Origin of the sequence: uncultured Amaricoccus sp., from assembly GCF_937858865.1 — a bacterium.
Lineage (GTDB): Bacteria > Pseudomonadota > Alphaproteobacteria > Rhodobacterales > Rhodobacteraceae > Amaricoccus.
In genome coordinates this window covers 1-18,948 of sequence record NZ_CALLYO010000280.1, presented here as the reverse complement: position 1 = coordinate 18,948, position 18,948 = coordinate 1, and the positions used below count along the sequence as shown (strand labels likewise).

19 protein-coding genes, 2 tRNA genes and 2 riboswitches are annotated in these 18,948 nt (G+C 73.3%); of the genes, 8 read left to right on the top strand and 13 right to left on the bottom strand.

Features of this window, described 5'->3' with window-relative positions; all coding sequences use genetic code 11:
* The 6 genes from Q0112_RS08090 to Q0112_RS08065 form a co-directional block, all read right to left on the bottom strand.
* On the bottom strand, nt 1-643 hold a 643-nt coding region (locus Q0112_RS08090), incomplete at its 3' end, for an ABC transporter ATP-binding protein (protein ID WP_297973740.1).
* Nucleotides 640-1,629, bottom strand: a complete 990-nt coding sequence (locus Q0112_RS08085; RefSeq protein ID WP_297973737.1) for an iron ABC transporter permease — start codon at nt 1,627-1,629, stop codon at nt 640-642. The genes Q0112_RS08090 and Q0112_RS08085, both read right to left, overlap by 4 nt.
* Entirely contained in the window at nt 1,626-2,456 is an 831-nt protein-coding gene (locus Q0112_RS08080) for an ABC transporter substrate-binding protein (protein WP_297973735.1), read from the bottom strand. Before Q0112_RS08080 ends, Q0112_RS08085 begins: the two co-directional genes overlap by 4 nt.
* Nucleotides 2,457-2,459: 3 nt before the next feature.
* Complete coding sequence (locus Q0112_RS08075) at nt 2,460-4,409, bottom strand: TonB-dependent siderophore receptor (RefSeq protein ID WP_297973732.1); 1,950 nt, start codon at nt 4,407-4,409, stop codon at nt 2,460-2,462.
* A gap of 103 nt (nt 4,410-4,512) precedes the next feature.
* Nucleotides 4,513-4,722, bottom strand: a riboswitch (cobalamin riboswitch).
* 290 nt (nt 4,723-5,012) lie between these two features.
* Nucleotides 5,013-5,273, bottom strand: a complete 261-nt coding sequence (locus Q0112_RS08070) for a hypothetical protein (RefSeq protein ID WP_297973729.1) — start codon at nt 5,271-5,273, stop codon at nt 5,013-5,015.
* A 74-nt stretch (nt 5,274-5,347) separates the two neighbouring features.
* Nucleotides 5,348-5,541: riboswitch (cobalamin riboswitch) on the bottom strand.
* Between the two features lie 48 nt (nt 5,542-5,589).
* Nucleotides 5,590-5,665, bottom strand: a tRNA-Thr gene (locus Q0112_RS08065).
* Nucleotides 5,666-5,809: 144 nt separating this feature from the next.
* Here Q0112_RS08065 and Q0112_RS08060 point away from each other — a divergent pair.
* Nucleotides 5,810-5,896 (top strand) — tRNA-Leu (locus tag Q0112_RS08060).
* Nucleotides 5,897-5,929: 33 nt separating this feature from the next.
* Here Q0112_RS08060 and Q0112_RS08055 read toward each other — a convergent pair.
* The 4 genes from Q0112_RS08055 to Q0112_RS08040 all read right to left on the bottom strand — a co-directional run bounded on the left by Q0112_RS08055 (nt 5,930) and on the right by Q0112_RS08040 (nt 9,865).
* Nucleotides 5,930-6,721, bottom strand: a complete 792-nt coding sequence (locus tag Q0112_RS08055) for a DUF72 domain-containing protein (RefSeq protein WP_297973726.1) — start codon at nt 6,719-6,721, stop codon at nt 5,930-5,932.
* Nucleotides 6,722-6,735: 14 nt separating this feature from the next.
* On the bottom strand, nt 6,736-8,169 hold the full coding sequence (locus Q0112_RS08050; RefSeq protein ID WP_297973723.1) for an aldehyde dehydrogenase family protein: 1,434 nt from the start codon (nt 8,167-8,169) through the stop codon (nt 6,736-6,738).
* Nucleotides 8,170-8,183: 14 nt separating this feature from the next.
* Complete coding sequence (locus tag Q0112_RS08045; protein WP_297973720.1) at nt 8,184-9,338, bottom strand: fumarylacetoacetate hydrolase family protein; 1,155 nt, start codon at nt 9,336-9,338, stop codon at nt 8,184-8,186.
* Between the two features lie 98 nt (nt 9,339-9,436).
* Nucleotides 9,437-9,865 carry a DUF1810 domain-containing protein gene (locus Q0112_RS08040; RefSeq protein ID WP_297973718.1) on the bottom strand — a complete coding sequence of 143 codons (429 nt, stop codon included), beginning with the start codon at nt 9,863-9,865 and terminating at the stop codon, nt 9,437-9,439.
* A 230-nt stretch (nt 9,866-10,095) separates the two neighbouring features.
* Between Q0112_RS08040 and Q0112_RS08035 the strand changes: the two genes are divergently transcribed.
* Nucleotides 10,096-10,353, top strand: a complete 258-nt coding sequence (locus Q0112_RS08035; protein WP_297973716.1) for a YjhX family toxin — start codon at nt 10,096-10,098, stop codon at nt 10,351-10,353.
* A gap of 45 nt (nt 10,354-10,398) precedes the next feature.
* Here Q0112_RS08035 and Q0112_RS08030 read toward each other — a convergent pair whose 3' ends face one another.
* Nucleotides 10,399-10,959, bottom strand: coding sequence for an HD family hydrolase (locus Q0112_RS08030; protein ID WP_297973714.1), 561 nt, complete (start codon nt 10,957-10,959; stop codon nt 10,399-10,401).
* Nucleotides 10,960-11,111: 152 nt separating this feature from the next.
* On the opposite strand from Q0112_RS08030, the gene Q0112_RS08025 reads away from it, so the two are divergent.
* Nucleotides 11,112-11,990 carry a DUF2189 domain-containing protein gene (locus Q0112_RS08025; RefSeq protein ID WP_297973712.1) on the top strand — a complete coding sequence of 293 codons (879 nt, stop codon included), beginning with the start codon at nt 11,112-11,114 and terminating at the stop codon, nt 11,988-11,990.
* 86 nt (nt 11,991-12,076) lie between these two features.
* Here Q0112_RS08025 and bktB read toward each other — a convergent pair whose 3' ends face one another.
* Both bktB and Q0112_RS08015 read right to left on the bottom strand, forming a co-directional pair.
* Complete coding sequence (gene bktB, locus Q0112_RS08020) at nt 12,077-13,255, bottom strand: beta-ketothiolase BktB (RefSeq protein ID WP_297973709.1); 1,179 nt, start codon at nt 13,253-13,255, stop codon at nt 12,077-12,079.
* Nucleotides 13,256-13,321: 66 nt separating this feature from the next.
* Nucleotides 13,322-14,296 (bottom strand): glutathione S-transferase family protein, encoded by a 975-nt coding sequence (locus tag Q0112_RS08015; RefSeq protein ID WP_297973706.1) that lies wholly within the window; start codon nt 14,294-14,296, stop codon nt 13,322-13,324.
* Nucleotides 14,297-14,490: 194 nt separating this feature from the next.
* Here Q0112_RS08015 and Q0112_RS08010 point away from each other — a divergent pair, with 194 nt between their 5' ends.
* The 5 genes from Q0112_RS08010 (at nt 14,491) to Q0112_RS07990 (ending at nt 18,878) form a co-directional block, all read left to right on the top strand.
* Complete coding sequence (locus tag Q0112_RS08010) at nt 14,491-14,781, top strand: hypothetical protein (protein WP_297973704.1); 291 nt, start codon at nt 14,491-14,493, stop codon at nt 14,779-14,781.
* Nucleotides 14,778-15,773 (top strand): N-acetyltransferase DgcN, encoded by a 996-nt coding sequence (gene dgcN / locus Q0112_RS08005; protein ID WP_297973700.1) that lies wholly within the window; start codon nt 14,778-14,780, stop codon nt 15,771-15,773. The genes Q0112_RS08010 and dgcN overlap by 4 nt, the downstream gene beginning before the upstream one ends.
* Nucleotides 15,770-16,735: an N-acetyl-D-Glu racemase DgcA gene (gene dgcA / locus Q0112_RS08000; protein WP_297973697.1), complete on the top strand. Its 966-nt coding sequence runs from the start codon at nt 15,770-15,772 to the stop codon at nt 16,733-16,735. The genes dgcN and dgcA overlap by 4 nt, the downstream gene beginning before the upstream one ends.
* Before the next feature lies 1 nt (nt 16,736).
* A complete protein-coding gene (locus Q0112_RS07995) occupies nt 16,737-17,591 on the top strand; it encodes a D-amino-acid transaminase (RefSeq protein WP_297973694.1) in 855 nt (284 codons plus the stop codon).
* A gap of 123 nt (nt 17,592-17,714) precedes the next feature.
* A complete protein-coding gene (locus Q0112_RS07990; RefSeq protein WP_297973691.1) occupies nt 17,715-18,878 on the top strand; it encodes a crosslink repair DNA glycosylase YcaQ family protein in 1,164 nt (387 codons plus the stop codon).
* The last annotated feature ends 70 nt before the right edge of the window (nt 18,879-18,948 follow it).

Genomic DNA, 18,948 nt, shown 5'->3' with positions numbered 1-18,948 from the left:
GGCCGTCCGCTTCCAGGCGGCCGGCCCGGAGGAGGACGAGGCGGGTGCAGTAGCGGGCGGCGAAGCCGAGGTCGTGCAGCGAGAGCATGACGCCGCGGCCCTCGGCGGCGAGGTCGCGGAAGAGGCGGAGGGTCGCGATCTGGTGGGCGGGGTCGAAGCCGGCCGTCGGCTCGTCGGCGAGGACGAGCGGGGTCTCCTGCGCCAGGGTGCGGGCGAGGAGGGCGCGGGCCTGCTCGCCGCCCGAGAGGTGGGTGACAATGCGCCGGGCGTGGGTGGTGAGGTCGAGGCGGTCGAGGGCGCGGGCGACGGCGGCAGCGCCGCCGGCGTCGGCGTCGAGGGCCGGGAGCCAGGGGACGCGGCCGAGGGCGACCAGGGTCTCGACGGTGACGGGCCAGGCGATCTCGCGGCCCTGCGGCATGAAGGCGGCGGCACGGGCGCGGGCGGGCGGCGGCAGGGCGGCGAGGCTGGAGCGGCCGCGGGCGGGGACGAGGCCGAGGGCGGCGCGCATCAGCGTCGTCTTGCCGGCGCCGTTCGGGCCGATGAGGCCGACGACCTCGCCGGGGGCGACGGCGAGGGTGACGTCGGCGACGACCGGGCGGCCGTCGAGGTCGACGGAGAGGCAGTCGAGGGCGAGGAGCGTCACCGGAACTCCCTCCGGGTGCGGAAGATGAGGTGCAGGAAGAGCGGCGCGCCGACGAGCGCGGTGAGGACGCCGAGCTGCAGGCCGCGGCCGGGCAGGACGAGGCGGACGGCGATGTCGGCGGCGAGCACCATCGCCGCGCCGCCGAGGGCGGAGGCGGGCAGGAGCGCCGAGGGGCGGGCGCCGACCAGCGGGCGCAGCAGGTGCGGGACGACGAGGCCGACGAAGCCGACGCTGCCGGCGACGGCGGTGCTCGCCCCGACGGCGGCGGCCACGCCGAGGACGAGGCGGAGCCTGAGGCGTGGCAGCGCGATGCCGAGCGAGGCGGCGGCGTCCTCGCCGAGGGTGAGCGCGTCGAGGCCGCGACCGAGGCCGAGCATCGCCCAGGCGCCGGCGGCGACGAAGGGCGCGGCGACCCAGACGTGGGCAAAGGAGCGGTCGGCGAGCGAGCCCATCAGCCAGAACATGATCTCCGTCGCCGCGAAGGGGTTGGGGGAGAGGTTGAGCACGAGCGAGGTCAGCGCGCCGGCGAGCGCGCTGAGGGCGATGCCGGCGAGGATCAGCGTCATCGACGATCCGCGCGGGCCGGCGAGCAGGAGGAGGAGCGCGACGGCGACGCCGGCGCCGGCGAGGGCGGCGGCGGGCAGGCCGAGGGAGAAGTCGAGCGCGAAGCCCGTCTGCAGCGCGACGACGGCGCCGAGCGCGGCCGAGGGGCCGACGCCGATCAGGCCCGGCTCGGCGAGCGGGTTGCGCAGGTAGCCCTGCAGCGCGGCGCCGCCGAGGCCGAGGCTGGCGCCGACGAGCAGGCCGAGGATCGCCCGCGGCAGGCGGACCTCGCGCATGACGAGGGGGAGCGGCCCGTCGCCGCCGAGGAGAAGGGCGCGAAGGCTGTCGAGCGGGCCGACCGCGGCGGGGCCGACCAGCAGCGAGCCGAGGAAGAGCAGGCCGACGAGGAGGGCCAGCGCGGCGAGGAGCGGGCGCGGGATCATCGGGCCAGGGTCTGCCGCACGGCGACGAGCGCGTCGAGGTTGTCGAAGAGCGCGAGCGTCGGGCAGACCCAGTTGCGGTCGGGCAGGACCAGTTCCGCCCCGGTCGCGGCGAGGGCGGGGTGGCGGAGGAACTCCTCGGCCTGCGACCAGCCCGGCCAAGGCTCGGGCAGGACGAGGAGGTCGGGGCGGCCCATCACCAGCGCCTCGAGCGGGAGGCGGGCGGCCGTCTCGTAGCCCATCGGGCCGAGCAGGTTGGCGAAGCCCGCCGCCTCGAGCACGGCGCCGCTGAGGCTCTCCGGCCCGGCGGCGAAGCCGCTCTCGCCGACGATCGCCGCGGTCGGGCGCGTGGCGGGGGGCGGCGGCACGGCGGCGAGGGCGGCGTCGAAGCGGGCGAGGAGCGCCGCCGCCGCGGCCTCGCGGCCGAGCGCGGCGCCGACCTCGGCGATCTGCGCCCGCGCGTCGGCGAAGGAGAGCGCCGGCGGCAGCTCGAGAACGGGGACGCCGAGGCGTCGCAGCATCCCGACGCTCGCCCGCGCGGTGAAGGTGCCGGCGAGCACGAGGTCGGGGCGGCGCAGGAAGACCTCCTCGGCGAGCCCGCGGTTGGCCGGATAGGTGGCCGCCTCGGCCGCCATCGCCGAGGAGCGCGGGTCCTGCGCCAGCCAGGACACCGAGACGAGCTGCCCCGGTGCCGCCAGCAGCATGGCGAGCTGGTCGGTGCAGAGGTTCATCGACACCACACGCGCCGGGGGGGTGACAGCCGGGGTGGAGGCCGGGGCTGCCGCCGGGGCGGCGAGGGCGAGGAGCAGGCAGGCGGCCGGCAGGCGCATCGCTCAGAAGGCGCTCCTGAGGCCGAGGAAGGCGGTGACGCCGGGCGTCGCGTAGCCGTCGAGCTCCTGGTAGTCGGCGTCGAGCAGGTTCTCGATCCGGCCGGTCAGGGTCACCGTGTCGGTCAGCCGGTGCTCGGCGGCGAGGTTGACGAGGGTATAGTCGTCGAGCGCGACCCGCTCGGTGCCGAAGGCGGGCGCGGTGAAGTCGTAGTCGACGTTGTCGATCACCCGCCGGGCGTCGAGGTGCAGCACGGTCCGGTCGTCCGGCAGCGCATAGTCGAGGTTGAGCGCGATCTCCTGCCCGGGCCGGCGCACCTCCTGGCCGCCGTCGGGATCCTGGGCGTCGAGCCAGGTGTAGGCGAGGCCGAGGGTCAGCGCATCGGTGGCCTGGAAGGTGCCGGCGATCTCGACGCCCTGCCGCTCGCTGGTGCCGTCCTCGTTGTAGGGGGTCGATTCGCCGGTGGCGAAGTCGTAGGTCGCGTTGATCTCGTCCTTCAGCCGGTCCTGGAAGTAGGCCACGTCGATCACCGCCCGCCCCGCGAGGAAGCCCTGCTCGACGCCGGCGTCCCAGCCCCGGCTCGATTCGGGCTTCAGATCCGGGTTGCCGACCCAGCTCTGGGGAATATAGCCGAACTGCTCGAAGAGGGTGGGGTTCTGCGAGCCGGTGCCGTAGGAGGCATGCAGCCGCGTCGTGTCGTTCGGCAGGGCCCAGGAGCCGGCGAGGCTCCAGGTCGTCACGTCGGCGAAGCCGTCGTTGAAGTCGTGGCGCAGGTTCGCCTGCACGCTCAGCGCGTCGAGGAAGACGCCGCGGTACTGGCCGATCAGGCCGGTCAGCTCGCGGCTCTGCTCGTCCATCTGGCTCGGGTCGAAGACGAGGCCCGCGTCGTTGTTGCGGAAGCTCTCCTCGATCCGCTCGACGCCGAAGCTCACGGTCTGGGTGGCCGCTTCCACCGTTCCGGCGTCGAGGGCGACGGTGCCGAGATAGCGCAGCGCGGTCCGCCGGCTGGTGGTGTCGGCGTCGCGCACGCCGTCGCGGCGGTCCTCGTCGTCCATGTCGGCGTGGGTGAGGCTGAGCTCGTTCGCCATCCGCCCGCCGAGGGCGTCGAGCGTCGCGAAGGCCGAGCCGAAGACCTCGATCCGGCGCCGCTCGAGGTCGGCGTCGGCGACCAGCTCGTCGCGGCTCGGGGCGCCGAAGATGAAGTCGTCGTAGGCGGAGGTGCGGTCGACGTAGCGCAGCGTGCCGCCGACGCCGAGCGCGTCGGTGAGCGCGAAGCTGGCGCGGGCGTTGATCGTCACGTTGTTGTCGCCGTCGTCCTCGCCGCCGGGGGTGTCGGAGACGTCGAAGCCGGCCACGTCGCGCGCCGCCAGCGAGAGGCTGAGGTTGGCCCGGTCGGTCAGCCGCCTGACGGCGAGGAGCCCGCCGACGGTGCCGTCGGTGCCGACCTCGGCGCTCGCGGCGTGGCTCGTCCCGGCGGTCTCGGCCTCCCTGGTGGTGATCGAGATGACGCCGCCGATGGCGTTCGAGCCGTAGATCGCCGACTGCGGCCCGCGCAGCACCTCGATGCGCGCGATGTCGGCGGTGAGCAGGCCGCCGAAGTCGAACTCGCCGTTCTCGGGCGCCGAGGCCTCGACGCCGTCGATCAGCACGACGGTGTGGTTCACCTCGGCGCCGCGCAGGCGCACCTGGGTCAGGCCGCCGGCGCCGCCGGTCCGGGTCACCGAGACGCCGGGGAGCGCGCGCAGCGCGTCGGCGACGTAGGTCGCCTGGCTGCGGGCGAGATCCTCGGCGGTGACGACCGAGACGGCGCGGCCGAACTCCTCGGCCGGCACCGGGGTGAGCCCGCCCGAGACGATGATCGGGTCGAGCTCGAGCGGCGCGCCGGTCCATTCCTGCGCCGCCGCCGCGCCGGCCCAGAGGCACGCCGCCGAGATCGCGAGTGTGATGTTTCGCATGTTCCTTCCAGCCCCTCGACAGGTCGTTGGAAGGGCGTGCCTTCCGCAGACGGTGGACGTCACCACTGCGGAAGAACCGCCGCCCGCCGCGCCGCCCGTGCGGGGACCGGGTGAACGCCGAGGCAGGTCTCCTGGCTCGCGGGTCGTCGCGTGCGCCAGCCTTCCCGGGCCATCGAGCCCAGTGGCGTCCTGGCGACGCTCGCCGCCTACAGTTGCGGGGGCAGCCGCGGAATTGGCTCCCGGGATCGGGCGCCGCACCGCGTTCCCTTTTCACGGACGGTCGCCCGCCCGAACCAAGGCGGCACGAAGCTGCGTCAACGGCCAGGCGATGTCAACGGGGGGTTGGCGCGGCGGCCTGCCGGGGACGGGCCGGCTGCGGCGCGGGCGCGAGGGGGCCGTCTGCCCCCTCTTGGCCTGCGGCCAATTCACCCCCGAGGATATTTACCGACCGAAGATGCGGCGCTTGGCTTTCGCGGCGCGGGGGTCGAGGGTCGGCGGGCGGTACAGGCTGGGAAGCCGATGACCGCGACCGGAGATGGCGGGGGCGGGCGCGGAGCGTCCGTCCCCGTTGCCGCCCGCGGGGGGCGGGAGCCTGTGCCTCCGTCAGTTTGGGTGGCGCCGGCGTCTGCCGCTGCGCGGCGCCGCGGCGCCGGTCCGGGCCGCGAGCTCGAGGTAGCCGCGCAGCCGCGCGAGGTCGGGCCCGCCGGCGGCGGGCAGGGCGGCGAGCGCCAGCCGGGCGGCGGCGGAGGTGTCGCTCGCCGGCGGCAGCGCCAGGGCCCAGGCAAGGAAGGCCTGTTCGGCGGTCGGGCCGACCGTTTCCCGGCGGGTGGCCGTGGGGCCGGTGAGGAGTTCCGTCGCCTGCATCAGCATCCCCGCTGCATGGGGCGAGGCACGACGGGAGGGCGGCGCGGCGCCCGACTCCCGCAGGCGCCCCGCCCGGGTTCACGTCGCGTCGCGGCAGGTCTCCTGGCTCGCGGCTCGAGCCCCTCCCGCCTTCCCGGCCGGTCCGGCCAGTGGCATGCTGGGAGGGAAGCGCCGCTTACAGTTGCGGGGGCAGCGCCGGCTTCGCACCGGCTTCCCTATTCTCCGGCCCGCCTGGGGGCGAGCCGGCACCGTGACGGTCAGATCCTGCGGCGTGGTCGGGGCGCGTGTCAACGGGTTGGTGATCGGGCGGGAGGCCTGGTGCCGCGTGAGGGATTCGAACCCACGACCTACCGCTTACAAGGCGGTTGCTCTACCGGCTGAGCTAACGCGGCCCGACGGCCGGCGGCGGCCGTGCCTCGGCCGTCCCCCGCAGCGTCCGGGAGAGCATAGCCGGGCGCGGCGGGCGGGATCAATCGGCAGTCGTCGCGCCCGCGCTTGCGGGTCGTGGCGGGCTGCGGCTATGGTGCGCGCGCTCGGCGGGTGTGGCGGAACTGGTAGACGCGCCGGACTCAAAATCCGGTTCTGGCGACAGAGTGTCGGTTCGATCCCGACCACCCGTACCAGCGCGCAACTCGGGTCCGGGCGGAGGCCCGCGATCACCCGGCGATGCGGTCGATCAGCGCCATCGCGGCGGCGGGGTTGCGGTGCTTGGCGCCGCTGATGACGTAGAGGAAGACGTCCCGCGCCGCCGGCTCGGCCGGTTCGGCGACCGTCTCGAGGTCGTCCGGTGCGGCGCCTGCGGCCCAGCGGCGGGCGCGGGCCGCCCAGGCGGCGAGCTCGGCCGGCGGGTAGCCTGCCGCCTCCTCCTCGCGGGTGCCCATGATGCGGACGTAGACGAAGGGGGCGGTGACGTCGGCGATTTCGGGGAAGTGCGAATCGGCGCCGAGGATCACCGCGACGCCGGCGCCGCGGGCGAGCGCCACGAACTCCGGAGTGCGGAAGCTCGGGTGGCGGACCTCGACGGCGTGGCGGATCGGGCGGCCGTCGACCGCGCGCGGCAGGAGGGCGAGGAAGGCGGCGAAGTCCTCGGGGTCGAACCGCTTGGTGGCCATGAACTGCCAGTTGACCGGGCCGAGCTTGTCGCGGAGCTCCATCACCCCGCCGGTGAAGAAGCGCTCGATCGAGGGGCCGGCCTCGGCCAGCAGCTTGCGGTTGGTGGCGAAGCGCGGGCCCTTCACCGCGAAGACGAAGTCGTCCGGGGTTTCCGCGTGCCACCTGGCGAAGCTCGCGGGCTTCTGCGAGCCGTAGTAGGTGCCGTTGATCTCGATCGAGGTGAGGTGGCGGCTGGCGTAGGCGAGTTCCTCGCGCTGCGGGAGCCCGGGCGGGAAGAAGCTGCCCCGCCAGGGCTCGTAGACCCAGCCGCCGACGCCGATCCGGATGCGCGCCATGCCTCGCCCCTCGCTCAGGGGAGGGTGTAGGCGGTCTTGACGGTGGTGTAGAACTCCGCCGCGTAGCGCCCCTGCTCGCGCGGGCCGTAGCTCGAGCCCTTGCGGCCGCCGAAGGGGACGTGGAAGTCGACGCCCGCCGTGGGGAGGTTCACCATCACCATCCCGGCCGCGGCGTTGCGCTTGAAGTGGGTCGCGTGCCGGAGCGAGGTGGTGCAGATGCCCGAGGAGAGGCCGAAGGGCGTGTCGTTCGCCACGGCGAGCGCCTCGTCGTAGTCCTTCACCCGGATCACCCCGGCGACCGGGCCGAAGATCTCCTCGCGGCTGATGCGCATCTCGTTGGTCGCGCCGACGAAGAGCGCCGGGGAGAGGAAGAAGCCCTCGGTGTCGCGGGTCAGCCGCTCGCCGCCGGCGACGAGCTCGGCGCCCTCCTGGCGGCCGATGGCGATATAGTCCTCGTCCTGCTTGAGCTGGCCGGCGTCGACCACCGGGCCGATGTGGGTGCCCTCCTTCAGCGGATCGTCGACCTTCAGGGCCTTCAGCCGCTCGGCGACGGCGGCGACGAAGCGGTCGTGGATGCCCGCCGTCACGATCAGCCGCGAGGAGGCGGTGCAGCGCTGGCCGGTCGAGAAGAAGGCGCCGTTGACCGCGCATTCGACCGCGACGTCGAGGTCGGCGTCGTCGAGCACGACGAGCGGGTTCTTGCCCCCCATCTCGAGCTGGAAGCGGCGCATCACCTTGATGCTCGCCTCGGCGACGCGGGCGCCGGTCGCCTGGCTGCCGGTGAAGCTGATCGCATCGACGTCCGGGCTGTCGAGCATCGCCTGGCCGACGACCGAGCCCTTGCCCATGACGAGGTTCAGGACCCCCTTGGGCAGGCCGGCGCGGTGCAGGATGTCGACGATCGCCCAGGAGCAGCCGGGGACGAGGTCGGCGGGCTTCAAGACCACGGTGTTGCCGTAGGTGAGCGCGGGCGCGAGCTTCCAGGCCGGGATGGCGATGGGAAAGTTCCAGGGGGTGATGAGGCCGACGACGCCGACCCCCTCGCGGGTGATCTCGACGCCGACGCCCGGGCGCACCGAGGGCAGGATCTCGCCGGTCAGCCGCAGGCACTCGCCGGCGAAGAAGTCGAAGATCTGCGCCGCGCGGACCGTCTCGCCGATGCCCTCGGCGAGGGTCTTGCCCTCCTCGCGCGCCAGGAGGCGGCCGAGCTCCTCCTTGCGGGCGAGGATCTCGTCGGCGGCCTTGCGCAGCACGCCGTGCCGCTCGAGGGGGCCCGAGCGCGACCAGGCCGGGAAGGCCGCCCTGGCGGCGGCGATCGCGCGCTTCGCGTCCTCGGCGGTGGCGCGGGCGTATTCGCCGACCACCTCCTTCACGTTGGCCGGGTTGAGGTTCGGGACGGGCTCGCCCTCGATCCACTCGCCGTCGATGAGGTTCCGGTGCAGCGCCATGGCGGGAGGTCCTTTCAGATGAGGCCGCGGCCGGCCAGGTTGCGCATCAGCGCGGCGGCGCCGAACGTCCACTCCGGGGCGTCCGTGGCGAGGCCGACGCTGTTGACGAGCGCGCCCAGGCCAGGCGCGGCGATGGTGACGATGTCCCCGGCGTGGTGGGTGAAGCCCTGCCCCGGCGCGTCGCGGTCGTTGACCGGGGCGAACATGGTGCCGAGGAAGAGCATGAAGCCGTCCGGGTACTGGTGGTGCCGGCCGATGGTCTGCGCCACGAGGTCGGCCGGGTCGCGGCTGATCTCGCGCATCGACGAGCGGCCCTCGAGCCGGAAGCCGTCCCTGCCCTCGACGGTCATCGCGAGCTCGGCGGCGCGCACGTCGTCGAGGGTGAAGTCCTCGTCGAAGAGGCGGATGAAGGGGCCGATGGCGCAGGCGGCGTTGTTGTCCTTCGCCTTGCCGAGCAGCAGCGCCGAGCGGCCCTCGACGTCGCGCAGGTTCACGTCGTTGCCGAGGCTCGCGCCGCGGATGCGCCCGCGGCTGTCGACGGCGAGGACCACCTCGGGCTCGGGGTTGTTCCAGTGCGAGACCGGGTGCAGGCCGACCATCGCGCCCCAGCCGACCGCCGACATCGGCTGGCTCTTGGTGAAGACCTCGGCGTCGGGGCCGATGCCGACCTCGAGATACTGGCTCCAGAGGCCCTCGGCCTGGAGGGCCTGCTTGGCGGCCGCGGCCGCTTCGCTGCCCGGCTCGATGTCGCGCAGGCTGGCGCCGATCAGCCCGGCGATCCGGGCGCGGATCTCCTCGGCGCGCGCGGGGTCGCCGGCGGCGCGCTCCTCGATCACCCGCTCGATCATCGAGCGGGCGAAGGTCACGCCGCAGGCCTTGATCGCCTGCAGGTCGCAGGGGGCGATCAGCCGGGCGCGGTCCCCGGCGCCGGCGCGGGCCGCCTCGGCGAGGTCGTCGAGCCGGCCGATCGGGCGGCCGCGCGTCGCCCGCGCCCAGCCGACCGGGTCGTCGAGCTCGAGCAGGTCGCGGACGGTGGGCGCTTCGCGCGAGGTCAGGTCGACGACGCTGCCGTCGCGGACGGCGACGACGCAGGGGCCGGTCTCAGGCACCCAGGCGCGCCCGATCCAGACGCCCCCCTCGTCCTCCGGATGCGGCAACGGTCCGCTCACGGGGTCCCTCCCTCGTTCTCCCGGCGCCCCCGGGCCGGCGCGGGCACGATAGGCCCGGCGGCTTCCGGGCCGCAACCCCTGCCCCGCTCGGCCGCCGCTCAGCCGGCCACCCGCTCCAGCGTGGCCGGGTCGGGGGCGCCGCCGAAGAAGGCGTCGAGCGCGGCCTCGAAGCATCGCTCCTCAGGCCGGGCCAGCGCGAAGAGCGTCATCGAGGAGCGGAACTTCATCGCGTCGATCCCGCCCAGGATCGTCTCGGCCGGCCGGGCGGCGTGCAGCAGCATGAGGCCGGTCGCCTGCCGGAGCCGCGGGCCGAGCACCGGGTGGTCGAGGTAGGCCGCCGCCTCCGCCACCGAGGCGAGGGCGTAGCGCTGCGCCATGCCGCTCCGCCCGAGGCCGGCGATCTGCGGGAAGACGAACCACATCCAGTGGGTCGCCTTGCGACCGGCGGTCAGCTCGGCCACGACGTCGGGCCAGACTGGGTCCTGGGCGGCGACGAAGCGTTCGAGACCGGTGGCGTCTGGCTGCATCGCGTCCCTCTCGAGAATGGCGGGCAAGGTAGCCGGCGGGGCATGGCGTTCAAGCCGGCCGACGGAGGCGATTGACCGCCGGGGCCGATTCGGCCTAACGCGGGCTCGTGTCTAGTCAGTCGGTCATTCGCTAGCGCCTCGCCCGCGGGGGCGAGGCAGGTGGGATCAGGCGCTCCGCAGGCGTGACGCTGCGCGGGCGCTCCTTGCCATTTTCATTGCAGACGACCGACATGGACATTTCCCGACAGGAACAGCGCGTGCTGCACGCGCTGGCGCAGGGGGGCGAGATCCGCCCGCTCCGGTGCGAGCGCGGCCGCATCCGCGCGGTGGAGTGCTGGAACCGCGACGGCTGGCTGATGGCCGGCGTCGACCTCGAGCTCTTCCGCCGGCTGAAGCGGCGGCGGGCGATCGGCTCGCGGGACGGACGGCCCTACCAGATCACCCGCCGCGGGCTCGAGCTGGTGCGCAGCCAGGCCGACAACCGCTGACCGGGTGCGGGCGCCCGCCCGCACCCGACGCGGCCCGCCTGCCGGTCACGAGGCGGCCAGGCGCGCGGTCTCCTCGTCGACCGGGGCGCGGAGCGCCGCGGTCACCGGGTGGGCGTCGGTGTGGGTGCGCCCGTAGCCGAGGTTGAAGGCATAGTCGAAGCCGGGCGGGTTGGCGCCCTGGACGTGCTGGAGGACGGTCTCCAGCCGGTCGAGGCCCTTGGCGAGCCGCGCCTCGGGGGTCGCGGCGGCGTTGTACTCGTCCCAGCGCGCCATCAGGCGGGCGGCGATCCGGGCGGGCAGCGGGTCGATGAGCCGGGCGAAGTCGGCGCGTTCGGCCGTCGTCTTCTCCGGGCCCTGCAGCGGCGCGGGGATGTCGCCGCCCACCGCTTCGCCGAGGTCGTGCAGGACGAGGAGCTCGAGGAGGCGGCGCAGGTCGATCTCCGGCAGCTCGTCGGCGAGCGTCACCGCCATCAGGCAGAGCCGCCAGCAGTGTTCGGCGGTGCTCTCGGGGCGGCCGCCGGCGGTGTGGCCGCTGCGGAGGGTGTCCTTCAGCGCCTCGGCGGCGCGGAAGAAGGCGAGATAGGCGTCACGGTCGGAGGGAAGCATGGCGGCCTCTCGGGTCACGGTTTCGACAAGGCATGTCGCATGCGCGGCGTTTTCTGCTACCATGGCGAGAGCGGCAGCAGCTCGTTCTCCGCGATCTCTGCGTTCCGGTCACGAGTCGCCGCGACGGCGAAGTCATGTGCCGGAGGAACAGCATGTCCGACTCCACCATCGGGAACCCTCTCTCCTGGAGCGTCGACCACGCGGCCGCCGCGGGGAAGCACCTCGGCGCGGCTGCCGCGCATATCGGCCACGGCGATGCCGGCGAGGTCGAGCTGCCGCGCATCCGCCACATGGCGGTGCGCGATCTCAGGGACGTCCTGCGCGCGGGGTTCGAGGACTTCCTCGCCTGCCGCACCGACGTCATCTTCCTCTGCCTGCTCTATCCGGTCATCGGGGCGCTGCTCGCCTGGGTCGCGCTGCACAACAACCTGCTGCCGCTGCTCTTCCCGATCACCTCCGGCTTCGCGCTGCTCGGGCCGGTGGCGGCGGTCGGGCTCTACGAGATGAGCCGCCGGCGCGAGCAGGGCGAGGATCCGGACTGGTCGCACGCCATCTCCTTCACGAGGTCGCCGTCCTTCGCCGCGATCTTCGCCCTCGGGCTGATGCTCGGCGCGCTCTTCATCGTCTGGGTGCTGACGGCGCATGGCATCTACTATGCCACCTTCGGCGACGTGCATCCGGCCTCGATCGGCGACTTCGTCCGCGACGTCTTCACCACCAAGGCCGGCTGGACGATGATCGTCGTCGGCATCGGGGTGGGCGCGCTCTTCGCGGCGCTGGTGCTCGCCTGCAGCGTGGTGTCCTTCCCGCTGCTCCTCGATCGCGACGTGGGGCTGCCGGTGGCGATCATCACCTCGATGCGGGTGACGGCGGCCAATCCGGTCCCGATCGCCGCCTGGGGGCTGATCGTCGCCGCCGGCCTCGTGCTCGGCTCGATCCCCTTCTTCCTCGGGCTGATCGTCGTCATGCCGATCCTCGGGCATGCCACCTGGCACCTCTACCGGCGGACGGTGGTGGCGGAGCCCCGGTGAGCGGCACGGAGTCGCACGCGTGCGACTCCGGCCAAGGCATTGATCTTAGGGCAAGATCGTTGCGGCGTTAACCCCGTCGCAAGGATTCAGAGCCGCTCGATGGCGAGCGCGATGCCCTGCCCGCCGCCGATGCACATGGTGACGAGGCCCTTCCTGCCGCCGGTCCGCGCCAGCTCGTAGAGCGCCTTGATGGTCAGGATGGCGCCGGTGGCGCCGATCGGGTGGCCGAGGGCGATGGCGCCGCCGTTCGGGTTCACCTTCGCCGGGTCGAGGCCGAGGCCCTTGTTGACCGCGAGCGCCTGGGCGGCGAAGGCCTCGTTCGATTCGATGACGTCGAAGTCGTCGGCCGTGAGCCCGGTCCGCTCGAGCAGCTTCTGCACCGCGGGGATCGGTCCGATGCCCATGACCTCGGGCCGGACCCCGGCCACGGCATAGCCGAGGATGCGCGCCTTCGGCGCGAGGCCGGCCCTTTCCGCCGCGGCGGCGGTGGCGAGAACCACGGCGCCGGCGCCGTCGTTCAGCCCGCTGGCGTTGCCGGCGGTGACCGAGCCCTCCTTGCGGAAGGCGGGCCTGAGCTTGGCGAGCGCCTCGGCCGTCGTCGCCTTGGGGTGCTCGTCGGTGGCGAAGCCGACCTTCTCCCGCTTCACCGTCACCTCGACCGGCACGATCTGGTCGGCGAAGCGGCCTTCCCGGATCGCCGCCTGGGCGCGGTTCTGGCTCTCGAGGGCGAAGGCGTCCTGCGCCTCGCGGGTGATCTGGTTCTCGGCCGCCACGTTCTCGGCCGTCACGCCCATGTGGCCGGTCCCGAACGGGCAGGTGAGCGCGCCGACCATCATGTCGAGGGCGGCGGTATCGCCCATCTTCTGCCCCCAGCGGGCCGCGGGCAGCGAGTAGGGCGCGCGGGACATGCTCTCGGCGCCGCCGGCGAGCGCGAAGTCGGCATCGCCCAGCGAGAGCGCCTGCACGCAGGAGACGATCGCCTGCGCCCCGGAGCCGCAGAGCCGGTTGACGTTCATCGCCGGCGCCGTGTCCGGCACCCCCGCCTCGATCGCGGCGGCGCGGCTCAGGTACATGTCGCGCGGCTCGGTGTTGATGACATGGCCGAAGACGACGTGGCCGATCTGCCCGCCCTCGACCCCGGCGCGCGACAGCGCCTCGCGCGCGGCGGTGGCGGCCAGCGCGATCGGCGGGATCGCCGCCAGACTGCCGCCGAAGGTGCCGATCGCGGTGCGTGCCCCGTCGAGAATCACGATATCGTCTGCCATGGCGAAGTCCCTTTCCCGTACAATCCGGCGCGTACCCTCCTGCCTGCCGCGGCCGGATGCAAGCGCTCAACCGCGCCGGTGCGGTTCGCTCCAGTCGATGTCGGGGCCGATCGGGACGATGCGGCTCGGGTTTATCCCCTCGTGGCTGGTGTAGTAGTGCCGGGCGATCTGCCCGAAGTTCACCGTCGCGGCCACGCCCGGCACCTGGTAGAGCTCCCGCGCGTAGGGCCAGAGCGCGGCATGGTCGACGAGCCGCCGGCGGTTGCACTTGAAGTGCCCGTGGTAGACGAGATCGAAGCGGAAGAGCGTGGTGGCGAGCCGCCAGTCCGCCTCGGTGATCCGGTCGCCGAGCAGGTAGCGCTGCCGCCCGAGCCGCGCCTCGAGCCAGTCGAGCGTCGCGAAGACCTCCGCCGCCGCCTCGTCGTAGGCCTCCTGCGAGTGGGCGAAGCCGGCGCGATAGACGCCGTTGTTGAGGCCGCGGTAGACCCGGTCGTTGACCGCGTCGATTTCCTCGCGCAGCGCCTCGGGCCAGAAGTCGAGCCGGTTGCCGGTGATGCCGTCGAAGGCCGAGTTGAACATGCGGATGATCTCGGCCGACTCGTTCGAGACGATCACCCCCTCCGCCTTGTCCCAGAGCACCGGCACGCTCACCTTGCCGGTCGCCTGCGGGTCGGAGGCGAGGTAGATCTCGCGCAGGAGGCGCTTGCCGTTCACCCGGTCGCCGGTCGAGCCCTCGGCGTCGGTATCGAAGCTCCATCCGTCGGGGCCGAGCCAGGGATGGACGACGTCCACGCTGACGTGGGGCGCGAGCCCTTTGAGCTCGCGGAAGATGAGCGTCCGGTGCGCCCAGGGGCAGGCGAGCGACACGTAGAGATGATAGCGGCCGCTCTCGGCGGGAAACCCGCCCCGGCCGGTCGGGCCGGGCGAGCCGTCGCGGGTGATCCAGTTGCGGATCCGGCTCGCCTGCCGGACGAACCTGCCGTCGGCGGTGCGCGGCGCCACCGACCCGACCCGCCAGAGGCCGTCATCGAGATATCCCATTCGCCTTCTCCTTCTGCTCGCGTCAACCTGCGGCTGCGCGGCGAAAAGAAAAGGCCCGCCTGGCGGGACGGAGTGTTTCCGCCGCGCGGGCGGGTGGTCGGGGGCGGAGGGCAGTTCGCGCTTGTTTTGTGCTTGCCGGACAATATCCTGCGGCCGAACGATCCCGGGACGCGAAGCGCGAAAGGGGCGCGGCATTGGATGAGATCGCGATCGGCTTCGACGCCGGGCGCAGCAACCCGCGGCTCGTGATGGAGTGCGGGGGGCGGCGCTTCCCGGTCGTGGCCATGGGTATGGACGGCTGCCTGATCGACGCGCAGGACGGGTGCGTGCCGCGCGGCTTCGCCGACATCTTCGACGGCGACCGGCACGTCGCCCAGTGCCTGATCGTGCTTGCGGCGCCCGAGGGGCCCTACCTGCGCTGCGCCTTCAAGCGGCGCACCGAATCGCGCCCGGCGCCGCCGCGCGACTTCGCGGATCCGGCATGATCGCGGCGCCCTATCTGCTCTTCCTCGGCGACGCTGCCGATCCGCTCGCGGCCAAGGTGGCGCAGGGGATCCGCGACTGGCGGCCGGAGAGCGCGATCGGCCAGTACCGGATGCAGGGCTGCAACGCCGACCTCGGCCTGCCGGACATGGGCATCGCCGAGGCGGTGGCCGCCGGGGCGAGGACGCTGGTGGTCGGGGTCGCGAACCGCGGCGGGGTGATCTCGCCGGCCTGGATCAGCGTGCTGACCGAGGCGATGGCGCAGGGGATGGACATCGCCTCGGGGCTGCACAACCTCCTGCGCGACGAATCGGAGCTCGTCGCCGCGGCGATGGCGCACGGGCGGCGGCTGCACGACGTGCGCGTGCCGCCGCATCGCTATCCGGTCGCCGACGGGCGGCGGCGGCAGGGCCGGCGCTGCCTGGCGGTCGGGACGGACTGTTCGGTCGGCAAGATGTACACCGCGCTCGCGATGGAGCGGGAGATGCGGGCGCGGGGGATGAAGGCAACCTTCCGCGCCACCGGGCAGACGGGGATTCTGATCACCGGCGCGGGGGTGCCGCTCGACGCGGTGGTGGCGGACTTCATGGCCGGGTCGATCGAGTGGCTGACGCCCGACAATGATGAGGATCACTGGGACCTGATCGAGGGGCAGGGGAGCCTGTTCCACGTCTCCTATTCCGGGGTGACGCTGGCGCTGATCCATGGCGGGCAGCCGGATGCGCTGGTGCTCTGCCACGAGCCGACGCGGGCGCACATGCGCGGGCTGCCGGGCTATCCGCTGCCGACGCTCGAGGCGTTGCGCGAGCTGTCGCTCGAGATGGCGCGGATGGTGAACCCGGAGGTGCGGGTGGTCGGCGTGTCGGTCAACACCGCCGGGCTCGGCGAGGCGGCGGCGCTGGCGCTCCTCGCCGGGACGGAGGCGCGGCTGGGGCTGCCGACGGTCGATCCGTTCCGCCAGGGGGCGGGGCGGCTGGTGGACGCGCTCGCATGAGGCGCGAGGTCCGGGCGGAGAGCTTCCCGATCGCCGGGGTCTTCCGGATCAGCCGCGGGTCGCGCACCGAGGCGCGGGTGCTGACGGTGACGGTGGAGGAAGGCGGCGCACGCGGGCGGGGCGAGTGCGTGCCCTACGCCCGCTACGGCGAGACGGTGGAGAGCGTGGCGGCGCAGGTCGCGGGGCTGCCGGAGAGGCTCGACCGGGCGGCGCTGCAGGGGCTGCTGCCGCCGGGGGCGGCGCGGAACGCGGTCGACTGCGCGCTCTGGGACCTGGAGGCGAAGCGGGCGGGGCGGCGGGTCTGGCAGCTGGCCGGGCTGGCCGAACCGGGGCCGGAGGTGACGGCCTACACGCTGTCGCTCGACACGCCGGAGGCGATGCGGGCGCAGGCGGCGAGGCACGCGCACCGGCCGCTGCTCAAGATCAAGCTCGGCGGCGAGGGCGACGTGGCGCGGCTCGAGGCGGTGAGGGCCGGGGCGCCGCGGGCGCGGATCATCGTGGACGCGAACGAGGGGTGGACGGCGGAGGAATATGCGGCGCTGGCGCCGGTGCTGGTGCGGCTCGGGGTCGAGATGGTGGAGCAGCCGCTGCCGGCGGGGGAGGACGCGGCGCTGGGCGAGATGGCGCGGCCGCTGCCGGTCTGCGCCGACGAGAGCTGCCACGACCGGGCGAGCCTGGCCGGGCTCGCTGGGCGATACGACCTGGTCAACGTGAAGCTCGACAAGACGGGCGGGCTGACCGAGGCGCTGGCGCTGCGCGAGGCGGCGCGGGCGGCGGGGTTCGGGGTGATGGTCGGCTGCATGGTCGGCACCTCGCTCGCCATGGCGCCGGCGGTGCTCGTGGCGCAGGGGGCGGCCTATGCCGATCTCGACGGGCCGCTGCTCCTGGCGCGTGACCGGGCGCATCCGCTGGTCTACGACGCGCGGGGCGTGCATCCTTCCACGCCGGAGCTCTGGGGGTGAGATGAGCCGGATCGTCCATGTGAACGGCGCCTATGTGCCGGAGGAGGAAGCGCGGATCTCGGTCTTCGACCGGGGGTTCCTGTTCGCCGACGGGGTCTACGAGGTGACGAGCGTGCTGGAGGGGAAGCTGGTGGACTTTCCCGGCCACCTGCGCCGGCTGCACCGCTCGCTCGCCGCGCTCGAGATGCCGGCGCCGGCGGAGGACGCGGAGATCGAGGCGATCCACCGCGAGCTGGTGGCGCGGAACCGGCTCGTCGAGGGGATGGTCTATCTGCAGGCGACGCGGGGGGCGGCGGACCGGGACTTCGCCTGGCCGGCCGAGCCGCGCCCGAGCCTCGTGCTCTTCACCCAGGCGAAGGCGCTGGTCGATGCGCCCTCGGGGCGGGAGGGGATCCGGGTGATCTCGGTGCCGGACATCCGCTGGGGGCGGCGGGACATCAAGACGGTGCAGCTGCTCGCGCCGTCGATGTGCAAGATGATGGCGAAGAAGGCGGGCAAGGACGACGCCTGGATGGTCGAGGACGGCTTCGTCACCGAGGGGACCTCGAACAACGCCTGGATCGTGACCCGGGACGGGGTGGTGGTGACGCGGGAGCTGTCGGAGTCGATCCTGCACGGGATCACCCGGGCGGCGGTGATCGCCTATGCCCGGGAGGCGCAGGTCCGGGTCGAGGAGCGGAAGTTCACCGTCGCGGAGGCGAAGGGGGCGGCGGAGGCCTTCTATACCTCGGCCTCGGGGTTCGTGACGCCGGTGGTGGAGATCGACGGGACGGCGATCGGGGACGGGACGCCGGGGCCGGTGACGCGGCGGCTGCGCGAGATCTACATCGAGGAGAGCCGGGCGCGGGCGACATGAGGGCACGGGTGGGCACGCGTGCCCGGATCGCCATCACATTGATTTCATATGGGATTTCGGCGCGCGTTAATCACTCCGAAAGGAAGGTTGACCGGGCCTTTCGCCCCGCGCGGGGGGCGTGAGGTGGCGGTGCGGGCGCCGGCGCCGGCGACCCTCTCGGCGGCCGAGGCGCGGCGGATCTGGATCCGGGCGCAGCGGCTCGACGAGGCGGCGCCGTTCGGGGCGGGGGCGGAGGCGGTCCGGGCGGCGGTCGAGCATCTCGGCTACGTGCAGATCGACACGATCAACGTGATCGAGCGGTCGCACCACCATATCCTCTGGGCGCGGATCCCCGCGTACCGGCGGGAGGATCTGCACCGGGCGCTCAGCGTCGAGAAGTCGGTCTTCGAATACTGGACGCATGCGCTCGCCTATATCCCGACGCGGGACTTCCGCTTCTTCATGGCCGACATGGCGCGGCACCGGGAGAACCCGGTGAAGTGGTTCGGCGCGGTGACGCCCGCCGAGCTGCGGCAGATCGTGGCGCGGGTGCGGCGGGAGGGGGCGCTCTCGATCCGCGACATCGACGACGACGAACTGGTGGAGAAGGACCACCCCTGGGCGAGCCGAAAGCCGTCGAAGCGGGCGCTGCAGATGGCCTTCTTCGCCGGGCTGCTGACGGTCAGCGAGCGGGCGGGGATGGTGAAGAGCTACGAGCTGGTCGACCGGCATTTCGGCTGGGCGCGGAAGCCGAGGCCGGCGTCGGAGGCGCAGGTCGTCGAGTATCTGCTCGACCGGGCGCTCGGGGCGCAGGGGATCGTGAGCCTCGAGTCGGTCTGCCACCTCGATGCGAAGCGGAAGAAGGCGGTGGCGGCGGCGGTCGAGGCGCGGGTGGCGCGGCGGAAGCTGCTGCCGGTGGCGGTGGAGGGGGCCGGGCGGCAGATGCACTGGATGGCGCGGGGGACGGAGGTGCCGGAGGCGGCGGAGGGGGTGGTGCATCTCCTCTCGCCGTTCGATCCGCTGGTCATCCAGCGCAGGCGGCTGAGGCTCTTCTTCGGCTACGACCATCTCTTCGAGGCCTATCTGCCGAAGGAGAAGCGGGTGCTCGGCTATTTCGCCCTCCCGGTGCTGAAGGGCGACCGGATCGTGGCGGCGATCGACCTCAAGGCCGACCGGGCGGCGGGGAAGCTTCTGATGCAGAAGTGGACCTGGGTGGGGGACGGCGGCGAGGCGGACCGGCCGGCGATCGAGGAGGCGCTGGGGCGGTTCGAGCGGTTCCAGCTCGGTGACGGTCCCGGCTCCGACTGAACATTTCGGGCGTGAACGGGGATCAAATCCGGTCGCGGCCTCCCCTGTGCGACGCATTCCGGCAGATAGG

What these genes read in the sequence shown, in the direction of transcription:
- Q0112_RS08085 (WP_297973737.1), bottom strand. Translation starts at nt 1,629, where the DNA reads ATGATCCCGCGCCCGCTCCTCGCCGCGCTGGCCCTCCTCGTCGGCCTG.
- dgcA (WP_297973697.1), top strand. Translation starts at nt 15,770, where the DNA reads ATGAGGCGCGAGGTCCGGGCGGAGAGCTTCCCGATCGCCGGGGTCTTC.
- dgcN (WP_297973700.1), top strand. Translation starts at nt 14,778, where the DNA reads ATGATCGCGGCGCCCTATCTGCTCTTCCTCGGCGACGCTGCCGATCCG.
- Q0112_RS08030 (WP_297973714.1), bottom strand. Translation starts at nt 10,959, where the DNA reads ATGCTTCCCTCCGACCGTGACGCCTATCTCGCCTTCTTCCGCGCCGCC.
- Q0112_RS08025 (WP_297973712.1), top strand. Translation starts at nt 11,112, where the DNA reads ATGTCCGACTCCACCATCGGGAACCCTCTCTCCTGGAGCGTCGACCAC.
- Q0112_RS08035 (WP_297973716.1), top strand. Translation starts at nt 10,096, where the DNA reads ATGGACATTTCCCGACAGGAACAGCGCGTGCTGCACGCGCTGGCGCAG.
- bktB (WP_297973709.1), bottom strand. Translation starts at nt 13,255, where the DNA reads ATGGCAGACGATATCGTGATTCTCGACGGGGCACGCACCGCGATCGGC.
- Q0112_RS08075 (WP_297973732.1), bottom strand. Translation starts at nt 4,409, where the DNA reads ATGCGAAACATCACACTCGCGATCTCGGCGGCGTGCCTCTGGGCCGGC.
- Q0112_RS07995 (WP_297973694.1), top strand. Translation starts at nt 16,737, where the DNA reads ATGAGCCGGATCGTCCATGTGAACGGCGCCTATGTGCCGGAGGAGGAA.
- Q0112_RS08080 (WP_297973735.1), bottom strand. Translation starts at nt 2,456, where the DNA reads ATGCGCCTGCCGGCCGCCTGCCTGCTCCTCGCCCTCGCCGCCCCGGCG.
- Q0112_RS08015 (WP_297973706.1), bottom strand. Translation starts at nt 14,296, where the DNA reads ATGGGATATCTCGATGACGGCCTCTGGCGGGTCGGGTCGGTGGCGCCG.
- Q0112_RS08040 (WP_297973718.1), bottom strand. Translation starts at nt 9,865, where the DNA reads ATGCAGCCAGACGCCACCGGTCTCGAACGCTTCGTCGCCGCCCAGGAC.
- Q0112_RS08070 (WP_297973729.1), bottom strand. Translation starts at nt 5,273, where the DNA reads ATGCAGGCGACGGAACTCCTCACCGGCCCCACGGCCACCCGCCGGGAA.
- Q0112_RS08050 (WP_297973723.1), bottom strand. Translation starts at nt 8,169, where the DNA reads ATGGCGCTGCACCGGAACCTCATCGACGGCGAGTGGATCGAGGGCGAG.
- Q0112_RS08055 (WP_297973726.1), bottom strand. Translation starts at nt 6,721, where the DNA reads ATGGCGCGCATCCGGATCGGCGTCGGCGGCTGGGTCTACGAGCCCTGG.